At 73.7% G+C, this 12,319-nt stretch carries 10 protein-coding genes and 2 riboswitches; of the genes, 6 read left to right on the top strand and 4 right to left on the bottom strand.

Annotated features, from left to right (window positions below):
* The first annotated feature begins 32 nt into the window (after positions 1-32).
* From O7542_RS07920 to O7542_RS07910, 3 genes are all read left to right on the top strand, one after another.
* Positions 33-638, top strand: a complete 606-nt coding sequence (locus O7542_RS07920; RefSeq protein WP_166455996.1) for a copper resistance CopC family protein — start codon at positions 33-35, stop codon at positions 636-638.
* A gap of 195 nt (positions 639-833) precedes the next feature.
* Positions 834-1,035, top strand: a riboswitch (cobalamin riboswitch).
* A 130-nt stretch (positions 1,036-1,165) separates the two neighbouring features.
* Entirely contained in the window at positions 1,166-1,678 is a 513-nt protein-coding gene (locus O7542_RS07915; RefSeq protein WP_030499185.1) for an acyl-CoA thioesterase, read from the top strand.
* A gap of 3 nt (positions 1,679-1,681) precedes the next feature.
* The gene (locus O7542_RS07910; protein WP_166455997.1) at positions 1,682-2,308 is read left to right on the top strand and encodes a LysE family translocator; all 627 of its coding nucleotides are present in this window, start codon (positions 1,682-1,684) and stop codon (positions 2,306-2,308) included.
* Between the two features lie 35 nt (positions 2,309-2,343).
* On the opposite strand, the gene O7542_RS07905 is transcribed toward O7542_RS07910, so the two are convergent.
* Positions 2,344-3,171: a PrsW family glutamic-type intramembrane protease gene (locus O7542_RS07905; RefSeq protein ID WP_043323375.1), complete on the bottom strand. Its 828-nt coding sequence runs from the start codon at positions 3,169-3,171 to the stop codon at positions 2,344-2,346.
* A 120-nt stretch (positions 3,172-3,291) separates the two neighbouring features.
* Positions 3,292-3,508: riboswitch (cobalamin riboswitch) on the top strand.
* Between the two features lie 175 nt (positions 3,509-3,683).
* Between O7542_RS07905 and O7542_RS07900 the strand changes: the two genes are divergently transcribed.
* Both O7542_RS07900 and O7542_RS07895 read left to right on the top strand, forming a co-directional pair.
* Entirely contained in the window at positions 3,684-6,029 is a 2,346-nt protein-coding gene (locus tag O7542_RS07900) for a ribonucleoside-diphosphate reductase subunit alpha (protein WP_240925607.1), read from the top strand.
* A complete protein-coding gene (locus O7542_RS07895) occupies positions 6,020-7,048 on the top strand; it encodes a ribonucleotide-diphosphate reductase subunit beta (RefSeq protein WP_043323372.1) in 1,029 nt (342 codons plus the stop codon). The genes O7542_RS07900 and O7542_RS07895 overlap by 10 nt, the downstream gene beginning before the upstream one ends.
* Before the next feature lie 21 nt (positions 7,049-7,069).
* Here O7542_RS07895 and O7542_RS07890 read toward each other — a convergent pair whose 3' ends face one another.
* The 3 genes from O7542_RS07890 to O7542_RS07880 are packed head-to-tail and all read right to left on the bottom strand — an operon-like array spanning position 7,070 to position 10,934.
* Positions 7,070-8,305 carry an MFS transporter gene (locus tag O7542_RS07890; RefSeq protein WP_166455999.1) on the bottom strand — a complete coding sequence of 412 codons (1,236 nt, stop codon included), beginning with the start codon at positions 8,303-8,305 and terminating at the stop codon, positions 7,070-7,072.
* A gap of 38 nt (positions 8,306-8,343) precedes the next feature.
* Positions 8,344-9,783, bottom strand: a complete 1,440-nt coding sequence (locus O7542_RS07885) for a condensation domain-containing protein (protein WP_281605959.1) — start codon at positions 9,781-9,783, stop codon at positions 8,344-8,346.
* A 14-nt stretch (positions 9,784-9,797) separates the two neighbouring features.
* Positions 9,798-10,934, bottom strand: a complete 1,137-nt coding sequence (locus O7542_RS07880) for a glycosyltransferase (RefSeq protein WP_223200994.1) — start codon at positions 10,932-10,934, stop codon at positions 9,798-9,800.
* 105 nt (positions 10,935-11,039) lie between these two features.
* Here O7542_RS07880 and O7542_RS07875 point away from each other — a divergent pair, with 105 nt between their 5' ends.
* Positions 11,040-12,314, top strand: coding sequence for a DegT/DnrJ/EryC1/StrS family aminotransferase (locus O7542_RS07875; protein ID WP_245254771.1), 1,275 nt, complete (start codon positions 11,040-11,042; stop codon positions 12,312-12,314).
* Positions 12,315-12,319: the final 5 nt, after the last annotated feature.

The following is a 12,319-nucleotide window of genomic DNA, read 5'->3' as shown; positions in this document are numbered from 1 at the left end:
CACGACGCTGACCACGACCAGGAAGGCGCGTCATGCGTACCCGTACCGTCTCCGCACTCCTCGCCGCGCTGTTCACCGCGGCGCTGCTGCTGGTCCCGGCCACGCCCGCGGCGGCGCACAACTCGCTGCAGGAGGCCACGCCGGCCCGCGACGCCCGGCTCACCACCGCGCCGACGCAGGTGACGCTGCGGTTCCTGCAACGGCTCAACCCGGCCTTCACCACCATCACGCTGCGCGACTCCACCGACCGTCAGGTGCCCGCGAGCGCGCCCGCCGTGGACGGCGCGACGGGCACGGTGACGATCGAGGAGCCGCTGGCCAACGGCACCTACACCGTCGCCTACCGCGTGGTCTCGCGCGACGGCCACCCGGTCCAGGGCTCGTACCGCTTCACCGTCGCCGACCCGGCCGCTCCCCCGGCGGCCGCCCCGTCACCGGCCACTCCCTCGCCGGCCGCCTCCGCGGACGTCTCGGCGGGCGCTGCGGCAGGCGCGGACGCGTCTCCGGCGAGTGCCGACGCCTCGACGGGCGCCGACGACGGCGGTCTGCCGGTGGGAATCCTGGTCGGCGGAGCGGTCGCCGCGGTGGCGGCAGCCGGCGTGACCGCGCTACTGCTTCGACGCCGCCGCGCCTCCTGACCCGTCGCCCGCTGACGCGGGTCCGCCCGGCTTCCTGATGAGCGGGAGAGACGTCCCGCCATGCGGACGGCGCATGCGGGGCGGCACCGGGTGTGCCGGAGCCTGCGCGCCTGTGGGACGGCCGGGGGCAGTGCGCCGAAGGGCGGAACGCGGGTCGCGGCGAGGGCGGGTCGGGGCTGGGTTAGGCTGCCGGGAGCGCTGGTTCACCCGGTCGGCGACGGCCGGGTGTCGTAAGAGGGAACCCGGTGGAAGTCCGGGACTGCCCCGCAGCGGTGAGTGGGAACGACAGCCGTCAACAGCACTGGGCCACCGGCCTGGGAAGCGACGGCCGGTAGGCGACCGGCGACCCCGGTCGGGCCCGCGAGTCCGAAGACCTGCCCGCGTCGCGCGTACCACCGGTGCGCGCTGCCGTCGACCTCGCGGGTGGGTCGGGCGGGTGACACGCCGGGCGGGAGCCGTCGGCGTGCCTCGACGTGCAACTCCCCCGTCCGGTCGGCGGTCCGCTTCTGCGAGGACGGAACCGCACCGTGACCGATGCCATCACCCTCACCGGCCGACCACCGTCGGCGTCGCACCTGACCCTGTCGCAGATCATGGACCAGCACCACACCAACCTGATGGGCACGGTGCACGGCGGCCGGATCCTCAACCTGATCGACTCGGTCGCCGGGGTGGTCGCCGCCCGCCACTCCGACGGACCGGCCGTCACCGCCGCCATCGACGAGACGGCCTTCCTGCGCGCTGTCCGCGTCGGTGACGTGGTGCACGTGGACGCCCGGATCACCTGGGCCGGCCGCAGCTCGATGGAGGTGGCCGTGAAGGTCAGCGCGGACCGCTGGGACCGCGCGGTGCCGCCGGTGGACGTGGCGACCGCGCACCTGGTGATGGTGGCCGTGGACGACGAGGGCCAGCCCCGGCCGGTGCCGCCGCTGCTGCCCGGCACCGACGGTGACCGGCGGCGCTACCGGGAGGCGCAGATCCGGCGCGAACACCGGCTGGCGCTGCGCCGGGCGCTGCTCGACGGCGCCGAGGAGGGCTGAGGCGTGCTCGGACTGTCGGCGGCCACGCTCGCGGGATACCTGGCCGCGATCGTGGTGCTCATGCTCACCTCCGGGCCGGACATGATGTTCGTGCTCGCCAACGCCACCCGGTACGGCGCGCGGGCCGGGGCGGTGGCGGCGCTCGGGGTCGCGGCCGGGGAGGCGGTGCACGTCGCCGCCGTGGTGGCCGGACTCGCCACCGTGATCGCCGCGTCCCCGGTGCTGTTCACCGCGATCCGGTGGGCCGGTGCGGCGTACCTGATCGTGCTGGGCCTGCGGGCGCTGCGCGGCACGGGCCGGCCCGGCGTCGCGGCGGACGGGGCGGACGGCGGCGGCGCCGGGCGGGCGTTCCGGCGCGGGCTGCTCACGAACCTGCTCAACCCGAAGATGATCCTGTTCAGCGTGGCGTTCCTGCCGCAGTTCGTCCGGCCCGACGCGGGCCCGGTGGCGGCACAGCTGGTGCTGCTCGGCGCGCTGTTCGTCGCGGTGCAGCTCACCGTGGACCTGGCTCTCGGCGTGGGCGCCGGGCGGTTCGCCCGCCGCTGGGGCGACAGCCGCTGGTCGCGGCGGGTCGACCGGCTCTGCGCTGTCGCCTTCGTCGCGCTCGGTGTCCGGCTGGCCGCCGGCTGACGCTTGCTCGACTCCAGCTCGCCGAGATGGCGGCATCAGGAGGGCTCCGACCCCGCCACCTCGGCGAGCTGGTGAGGATCACGCTCCGGCGCCCGGGGCGGGGCGGCGGGCCGCTCGCGGTCCAGGTGCAGGCGCAGCAGCACCCAGCCCAGCGACACACCGCCGATGAACACGTACGCGGGCTGCGTGCCGAACGTGTCCCAGCAGGTGTGCAGCGTGACGGCGGCGGCGAAGGTGAGCAGGAACGCCGCCAGTCTCCGGCCGCCGGGCGCGGCGGCGAACGTGAACAACGCGGCGGCGGTCAGCCCGGTCCAGGCCAGGTGCGCGGCGGGCGCGGTGAGACCGCGAACCAGCAGCGTCCGCTCGACGGCGCCGAGGTTGCCCTCCGACCCGACGAACGCGGCGAACGCGTACCCCATGGTCTCCAGCGCGGCGAACCCGGCGCCGGAGGCCACGCCGATCACCAGGCCCTGCGCCGGTGACCGGTGCCGCCGCCACAGCAGCAGGATGCCGGCCGGCACGATCAGCTTCGCGGTCTCCTCGGCCAGGCCGACGAGCGCCATCGGCAGGACGCCGAGGCGGTGCAGCGTGCCGTACTCCAGCCAGCCGGCGGCGACCACGCCGACCACGCCGCCGAGAAGCGCGGCGACGCCGACGACGGAGCCGGGGACCGGGCGGCGGGCCGGCCGCCCCTGGGCGAAGGCCAGGAACGTGGCGGGCGCGACGCACGCGCCGAGCACGATCAGCGCCGGTACGAACGTGACGGTGCCGGTGCCGGACAGTGTCTCCAGCACCAGCAGGTGAAGCCCGACGCCGACGAGCAGGACCGCCACCCACGCCCAGCGGCGTCCGGTATTCCCCATACGCCGAGTATCGCGCCCGGCGGCGAGCGCCGGCATCGGGGGTAGGCACTGTGGACAGTGAGATCCATGCGACACGCCCGACACGACATCTGGTGTTGCCCAACCGCCCCCACCGCCATATATGGTGGTGCCGCAGCTGGTTCGGCCGAGCCCTCCGGGGCGGGGCCGAGGCAAGAGGGAACCCGGTGGAAATCCGGGACTGCCCCGCAGCGGTGAGTGGGAACGACAGCCGTCAACAGCACTGGGCCACCGGCCTGGGAAGCGACGGCCGGTAGGCGACCGGCGACCCCGGTCGGGCCCGCGAGTCCGAAGACCTGCCAGCGCGCCGTGCGCCTCCGCGTACGGCGGCCGGAGGTCGCGCGGGACGACCGACGCCAGCAGCCGGGCCGGCCGCGCCGTGCCCGTTGGCGTCTCCCGCCGTCTCCAGACGGTGACAGCGAGGAGAGGTCATGACTGTCGTGCAGGAAAGCCCGCCGGCCACCGGCGGCGGGTCCGAGGCCCGCCGGCCGGCGATGCGGGTACGCAAACGGGACGGCGACACCGAGCCGGTGGACGTCGGCAAGATCGTCCGGGCGGTCGAACGCTGGGTCGCCGACCTGGACGAGGTGGACCCGCTGCGGGTGGCCACCAAGACGATCAGCGGGCTCTACGACGGGGCGACCACCGCCGAGCTGGACCGGCTGTCGATCCAGACCGCGGCGGAGCTGATCGGCGAGGAGCCGCAGTACTCGAAGCTGGCGGCAAGGCTGCTGGCCGCGTACGTGGACAAGGAGGTCCGCGGTCAGGGCGTGGCGAGCTTCAGCCAGTCGATCGCGTACGCGCACGGGCTGGGGCTGATCGGCGACGAGACGGCCGCATTCGTCGCCCGGCACGCCCGCAAGCTCGACGACGCCGTGGACCCGGACGGCGACAGGCGGTTCGAGTACTTCGGACTGCGTACCGTGGCCGACCGCTACCTGCTGCGGCACCCGCAGTCGCGGCTGGTGGTGGAGACGCCGCAGTACTGGCTGCTACGGGTGGCCTGCGGGCTGTCCCGCACCCCGGGCGAGGCGGTCGGCTTCTACCGGCTGATGTCCAGCCTGGCCTATCTGCCCAGCTCCCCCACGCTGTTCAACTCCGGCACCCGGCACACCCAGATGTCGTCGTGCTTCCTGGTCGACTCGCCGCGCGACGAGCTGGACTCGATCTACGAGCGCTACCACCAGGTGGCGAAGCTGTCGAAGTTCTCCGGCGGCATCGGCATCGCCTGGTCGCGGGTGCGCGGCCGGGGCGCGCTGATCCGGGGCACGAACGGCCGGTCCAACGGCATCGTGCCGTTCCTCAAGACGCTCGACGCCGGGGTGGCCGCGGTCAACCAGGGTGGCCGGCGCAAGGGCGCGGCCTGCGTCTACCTGGAGCCGTGGCACCCGGACGTGGAGGAGTTCCTGGAGCTGCGGGACAACACCGGCGAGGAGTCCCGGCGTACGCACAACCTCAACCTGGCCAACTGGATCCCGGACGAGTTCATGCGCCGGGTCGAGGCCGACGGCGAGTGGTCGCTCGTCGATCCGTCGGACGCCCCGGAGCTGCCCGACCTGTACGGGGAGGCGTTCGACGCCGCGTACCGGGCGGCGGAGAAGAACGCGGTCCGCACGGTACGGGCCCGGGACCTGTACGGGCGGATGATGCGCACGCTCGCGCAGACCGGCAACGGCTGGATGACGTTCAAGGACGCCGCGAACCGGCTGTCCAACCAGACCGGTGAGCCGGGCAACGTGATCCACCTGTCCAACCTGTGCACCGAGATCCTGGAGGTGAACGACGACGCCGAGACGGCGGTGTGCAACCTCGGCTCGGTGAACCTCGGCGCCCACGTCACCGCCGACGGGGTGGACTGGGAGCGGCTGCGCGCCACGGTCCGCACCGCTGTGGTGTTCCTCGACCGGGTGATCGACATCAACTACTACCCGGCCGAGCAGGCGGCGGCGTCGAACCCGCGCTGGCGGCCGGTCGGGCTCGGCCTGATGGGGTTGCAGGACGCGTTCTTCACGCTGCGCCTGCCGTTCGACTCCCCCGAGGCGAAGGAGCTGTCCACCCGCGTGCAGGAGGAGATCCTGCTGACCGCGCTGGAGACCTCCGCCGGGCTGGCCGAGCGGTTCGGGCCGCATCCGGCGTACCCGCAGACCCGGGCCGCGAAGGGTGACCTGCACCCGGACCTGTGGGGCGCGGAGCCGGCGCAGGCCGGACGGTGGGCGGCGCTGCGTGAGCGGATCGCCGCAGGCGGGCTGCGCAACTCGCTGCTGGTGGCGATCGCACCGACCGCCACCATCGCCTCCATCGCCGGCTGCTACGAGTGCGTCGAACCGCAGGTGTCCAACCTGTTCAAGCGCGAGACGATGTCCGGGGAGTTCCTCCAGGTCAACACGTACCTGGTGCGGGAGCTGAAGGCCCGCGGACTGTGGACGCCGCAGGTCCGCGACCGGATCAAGCGGGCCGAGGGCTCGGTGCAGGACATCACCGAGCTGCCCGCGCCGGTGCGGGAGCTGTTCCGCACCGCCTGGGAGCTGCCGCAGCGGGCGCTGATCGACCTGGCCGCCGCGCGGGCGCCGTTCGTCGACCAGTCCCAGTCGCTCAACCTGTTCCTGAGCGCGCCGACCATCGGCAAGCTGTCCTCGATGTACCTGTACGCCTGGAAGGCCGGGCTGAAGACCACCTACTACCTGCGTTCCCGTCCCGCCACCCGCATCCAGCAGGCCACCGTCGCCCCGGTGCCCGCCCCGGTGCCCGCCCCGGTGCCCGGCGTGGTCTCCGCCGTGAGCGACGACGAGGCGCTGGCCTGTTCCCTGGAGAACCCCGAGAGCTGCGAGGCATGCCAGTGACCACCACCGCACCGACCCGGCACATGCTGCTCGACCCCGGCATGGACCTGACCCTGCGGCCGATGCGCTACCCGCGCTTCTTCGACCGGTTCAAGGACGCGATCAGGAACACCTGGACGGTCGAGGAGGTGGACCTGCACTCGGACCTCGCCGACCTGGCGAAGCTGTCCCCCGCCGAACGGCACCTGGTGTCGCGGCTGGTGGCGTTCTTCGCCACCGGCGACACGATCGTCGCCAACAACCTGGTGCTCAACCTCTACCAGCACGTCAACTCGCCCGAGGGCCGGCTCTACCTGTCCCGGCAGCTGTTCGAGGAGGCGGTGCACGTCCAGTTCTACCTGAACCTGCTCGACACGTACGTGCCGGACGAGAAGGAACGGTTCGCCGCGTTCGCCGCGGTGGAGAACATCCCGTCGATCGCCCGCAAGGCCGAGTTCTGCTTCCGGTGGATCGACTCGATCTTCGAGCTGCGGGAGCTGCGGACCCGCGACGACCGGCGGGCGTTCCTGCTCAACCTGATCTGCTTCGCCGCGTGCATCGAGGGCCTGTTCTTCTACGGCGCGTTCGCCTACGTCTACTTCCTGCGGTCCCGGGGCCTGCTCAACGGGCTGGCCTCCGGCACCAACTGGGTGTTCCGGGACGAGTCGATGCACATGGCGTTCGCGTTCGACGTGGTGGAGACCGTACGCGCCGAGGAACCGGACCTGTTCGACGCCGAGATGGAGAAGCAGGTGAAGGAGATGCTGGCCGAGGCGGTGGAGTGCGAGGTGAGCTTCGCCGCGGACCTGCTGGGCCAGGGCGTGCCGGGGATGTCGCTGGCCGACATGCGCGAGTACCTCCAGCACGTGGCCGACCGGCGCCTGGCGGTGCTCGGCATCGCCCCGATGTACGGCAGCGCCAACCCGTTCGCGTTCATGGAGTTGCAGGACGTGCAGGAGCTGTCCAACTTCTTCGAGCGGCGGGTGTCGGCGTACCAGGTCGGCGTGACCGGCAGCGTCACGTTCGACGACGACTTCTGACCGCCGCCCCCGCCCCGGCCGTCACGGCCGGGGCGGGGCCGGGCTCTCGCCGGGCAGCGCCGCCGCCCGCACCCGCCCGATCAACGCCACCACGGCGAGCGCCAGCACGGCCACCACCACGAACGCGGTACGCAGGTCCAGCGCGCCGGCGAGCAGGCCGATCACCGGCGCCGCGAGCAGCGCGCCCGGCCACTGGCCCATCGCCACCACGGAGACGCCCTCGCCGGACGTGAGGCCCGGCTGCTCACCGGCGAAGCCGAGCACCGTCGGGGTCACGCACGCCAGGCCGAACCCGAGCAGTCCGAACCCGGCCATCACCGCCGCCGGATGGGGGTACGCCACCGGCAGCGCCACGCCGGCTGTCGCGACCAGCGCGGACAGCCGGACGAAGCGGATCCGCCCGACCCGGCCGGCCAGCCGGTCGCCGAACAGCCGGGCGACGGTCGCGGCCAGCGAGAGACAGGTGTACGTGGCCGCGGCGAGCACCGCCGTGGCGCCGGCCACCTCGGTCGCGTACAGCGCGCTCCACTGGGCGCCGGCCATCTCGATGAACGAGGCGAGGAAGGCGATCACCGCGAGCAGCAGCAGTTGCGGGGTGAACCGGTCACGCAGCCGGCGCCGCGCCTCGCCGTCCTTGGTCTCCTGGCGGGGCGTGTCGGGCAGCCAGCGGTGCGTGCCGATCAGCAGCGCGCCCAGCAGGACACTGGTGACGGCCATCTGCACCGACGGCGACATCCCGATCGCCGCGGCCCCGGTGCCGCAGAGGCCGCCGACCAGCATGCCGATGCTGAAGCCCGCGTGGAACGTGGACAGGATGGGCCGCCCGTACCGCTTCTGCACCTCGACCGACTGGGCGTTCATCGGCGTGGCCAGCAGGTTCGCCGCGAAGCCCCAGACCGCGAGCCCGCCGACCAGCGCCACCACAGTGGTGGACGCGGCCAGCAGCGGCGCGTTGAGCAGGATCAGCGCGGCCCCGGCCAGCGCCAGCCGGCGGGTGTTGATGCGGCTGATCAGCACCGCCACCACGACCAGGGAGACCAGCTCCCCCGCGTTCGTGGCGATGTTCGCCAGGCCCCAGCCGGTGTTGCCGACCCCTACCGCGTCCCGCACCTCCGGCACGCGGGCCGACCACCCGCCGATGGCCAGGCCCATGATGACGAAGAGCAGCGCCACCGACCAGCGGGCCCGTACGGCCGAGCGGGGCACCGGCGGCGCGGGCTGCTCCGTCGTGTGCTGGTTCGTCGAGGTGTCCGTCATGGTCGTCGTACCTCTCTGGGATCGGTCCGTCGGAACTCCTACCCGATCGCGTGGTCGAGGAAGCACGCACCGTCAGGAAGGCGTACCCGTTCCGGTGTGGTGCCGGGGTCGGTGACGAGCGCCGAGACCACCGCGACGTAGTCGTCGATCAGCCCGCGTACCAGGTCGTCGCCGAAGACACCCCGGTTGCGGATCACCACGCCGCCGGCCCGGTCGTCGTCCACCACGACGATCGGTGAACCCCGCTTGACCCAGACGGGCAGACACTCGGGCGGCACGTCGGCGGCGACCACCGGCGGCGGGGTGCCGGGCGCGGCCCGGGCGGTGATGTCGACCGGCTCCACCCGCAGATCCGGGCAGTGCAGCACCGGCGACGCCGACGCGGCGGACTGGAACCAGGCGTCGAACAGGTGGTTGTCCGGCCAGGGGCGGATCGCCGCGAAGCCGGGACGGACCGCCCGGGCCAGCCGGTGGTACGCGGTGGCGTGCGCGACGGCCCCGGCCAGCGAGGCGTGCGCGACGTCGACCACAGCGCTCATCGGCGCGTCCGGCGCGACGTCGACCGGCAGGTAGACGTTGTTGGTGAACTGCCCGACGAGCTGCCGGGACAGCGGGCTCTCCCGGCCCAGCGTGGTGGTGCCCAGCACCACCCGGGACCGGCCGGCCCGCCGCGACAGCAGCACCAGGTACGCGGCGAGCAGCAGCACGTACGGGCTGGTGCGGGCCAGCCGTGCGGCCGGACGCAGCCGCGCGGTGATCTCGGGCGGGAACGCGAAGCGGGTGGCCACCTCGGCGCTGAGCGCGACGTCCGGCGCCGGCGGCGACGCCGGGAAGAGCTGGTACGGCTCCACCGGCCGCAGCCGGTCCCGCCAGTACGCGGCCCGGGCGGCGGCGTCGACGCCGTTGCCGGACTGCTCCGCCTCCTGGAGCGCGGCGAGCGCGGCCGGGTCCACGCCCAGCGGCGGCTGCGGGTCGGCCGCGCCGAGCCGGGCCGCGTACGCGTGGCACAGGTCCTCCACCACGACGCGGCACGACCAGCCGTCGGAGACCATGTGGAAGAAGCAGAGCGCGAGCACGTGCTCGGTCGCGGAGAGCCGGACCAGCGCGGCCCGCCACAGCGGCGCCCGGCCGGGGTCGAACGCGTCGTTGCGGTGCGCGTACGCGATCTGCTCGACGCGGGCCTGCTGCTCGGCCGGCGGCAGTCCGGACAGGTCGACGTACTCCAGCGGCGACTCCACGTGCGGCAGGATCCGCACCTCGGGCTGCACGCCGATGCGGTCGAACCGCATCCGCAGCGCGTCGTGCCGGTCCACCACGTCCTGCATCGCCTGCCGCAGCACGTCGACCCGCAGCGTGCCGCGCAACCGGCGGAACTCCACCACCACGAGCCGTGAGGCGCCGGGACGGGCCGGGTCGAGCGCGGTCATGAACTCCCACATCATCTGCTGGCCGGGGGCCAGCGGGTACGTCGTCGGCACTGCCACTCCCCCCGTCAGGCCGCCACCGGCGGCGCGGCCACCGGCGCGACCGGCCGGTGGTCCGTCTCGTCCGGCTGGTAGTCCGCCTCGTCCGGCGCGCGGAAGCCGGTGAAGAGCAGGTCGGGACGGCCGAGCCGCAGCGAGGTGACGAACGCGGCCCCGTCGAAGAGCGTCTCGATCGCCGCGCAGGCCGCCGACTCGGCCACCGCACGCGGTCCCCGGTCGCCGCCGAGCCGGCCGGGCGTCTTCGCGGCGATCACGGCGGCCGCGACGGCCGGCACCGCGAGCAGGCTGCGTCCCCCGCTGCGCCGGGCGGTCAGCAGCCCGGCCAGCGCGGTCACGGCGAGCGTGCTGGCGGTGTTGAGCACGAACCGGCGCCGGTGCGGGTGGGCCAGGCAGAGCCACTGCTCGGAGCGCCCGTACGTGGTGAACCGGTAGGCGACCGCGCGGAAGGTGTCGGCGACGCCGGTGTCGTGCGTGACCACGCCGTCCGGGTCGGTGAGCAGCACGTAGCCGGCGTCGGTGAGGAGCAGCCCGAGGTGCAGGTCCTCCCCGCCCAGCGGCATCGGGGAGTCCTCCGGGAACCCGCCGACCGCCTCGAAGACGGCGCGCTTGACGGCCATGTTCGCGCCGGCGCCCCAGGACACGCGCTCGTAGTGCAGCGGCCGGGTCAGGTCGCCGAGCAGCAGGTAGGAGCGGCGCATCACGCGGAAGAACGCGCTGTCGCCGGGCTCGACGATCACCGGGCCGGTGACGCCGGCGACCTCCTCGCCGGAGGCGCGCAGCCGGGCCGCGTACCGGGTGATCAGGTCGGCCGGCACCCGGCAGTCGGAGTCGGTGAACAGCACCAGGTCGTGGCGGGCGTGCCGGACGCCCAGGTTCCGTTTGGCCCCGACGTGCCGGGGCCCGCGCACGTAGCGGGCGCCGTACTCGGCGCAGGCCGCCCGGTGGGCGGCGGCCGCGGCGGGCGCCGAGTCGTCGACGACCACCACCTCCACCGGCTCGGGGCAGTTCGGGGCGGCGTCGCGCAGACTGCGGAGCTGGCGGCGCATCTCCGCCACCCGGTCCTTGACCGGGATGACCACGGAGACGCCGCGCGTGACGGCGCGGGGTTCGGTCGGTTCGCCCACGGGCGATGCGGATCGGCTCATGCCCCGAGGTTCGACCACCGGGGTACAGCGCCGATACACAGCGCCGGCCGTTGCGGCCATCGCGCATGTACCGCTGATGTATCGATGGCCATCAAGGTCGAAGGCATGACGACCTCCATCCCCATCGACCGGCGGCTCGCCGTGGACGGCGGCCGGCCGGTCCGCCCGCCGGACCGCCCATGGCCACGCTGGCCGACCCCCGCGCCGGATGCCGCCGCCAACCTGTCCGCGGTGCTGACCGGCGGCCGGTGGGCGATCAGCAGCCCGTCCGTCGGCGACACCGTCCTGTTCGAGCGACGTTTCGCCGCCGACTTCGCCCGCTACGTCGGCACCCGCCACTGCGTGCCGGTCGACCACGGGTCCAGTGCCCTGGTGGTGGCCCTGGAGTCACTCGGCCTCGGCTACGGCGAGACGGTGCTCGTACCGGCGCTGACCTGGACCGCCTCCGCGACCGCCGCGCTGCGCGCCGGCCTGGTCCCGGTGCTCGTCGACGTCGACCGGGACACCGGCTGCGTCGGGCCGGACGACCTCGACCTGTCCGTGGACCCGCGGGCCGTGGTCGCCGTGCACTGGGCCTCCAACATGGCCGACGTGCCGGCGCTCGACGCGGTCACCCGGCCGCGCGGCATCTCCGTCGTGGAGGACTGCGCGCAGGCCCACGGCGCCACCTGGCAGGGCCGCCAGGCCGGCTCGCTCGGCCGGCTCGGCTGCTTCAGCTTCCAGCACGGCAAGGTCCTCACCTGCGGTGAGGGCGGGGCCGTGGTCACCGACGACGACACGCTCGCGCCGGTGCTCGAGGAGCTGCGGGCCGATTCGCGCCGCTACCGGGGCGACCGGACGCCGGCCGGCGAACTGGACTTGGAGGAGAGCGCCGGTGTGCAGGGCGCCAACTTCTGCCTGAGCGAGTTCTCCGCCGCCGTGGCCTGCGCGCAACTGGCCGTCCTGGACGGCCAGCACGACGTGCGCAATCACAACTACCGGCTGCTCGGCGAGCTGCTGGACGGTGTCGACGGCGTACGGCTGCTGCAACCGGCGCCGGGGCAGACCCGCATCTCGATCTACGAGGGCACGATCGTCTTCGACGAGCTGCCGGCCGGCCTGGACAACGCCGCCGTGGCCGCCGCGCTCACCGCCGAGCTGGGCCGGCGGTTCTACTGCACCGACGAGCCGCTGCACCGCAGCCGCCTGCTGCAGCCGTGGACGAAGCCGCTGCTCGCGCCGCTGGCCGAACGCTTCGCGGCGATCCACCGGGAGCGCACGTACCCCAACACCGAGTGGCTCGCCGCACACACCGTCCAGACACACCACAGCACCTTCCTCGGCACCGAACAGGACATGGAGGACATCGCCGCCGCCGTCACCAAGGTGCTCACCCGCTGAACCGC

Source organism: Micromonospora sp. WMMC264 (genome assembly GCF_027497275.1).
GTDB classification, from domain to species: Bacteria; Actinomycetota; Actinomycetes; order Mycobacteriales; family Micromonosporaceae; genus Micromonospora; species Micromonospora chalcea.
The sequence above is the reverse complement of the archived record's forward strand: the minus strand, read 5'-3'. Positions and strand labels throughout refer to the sequence as shown.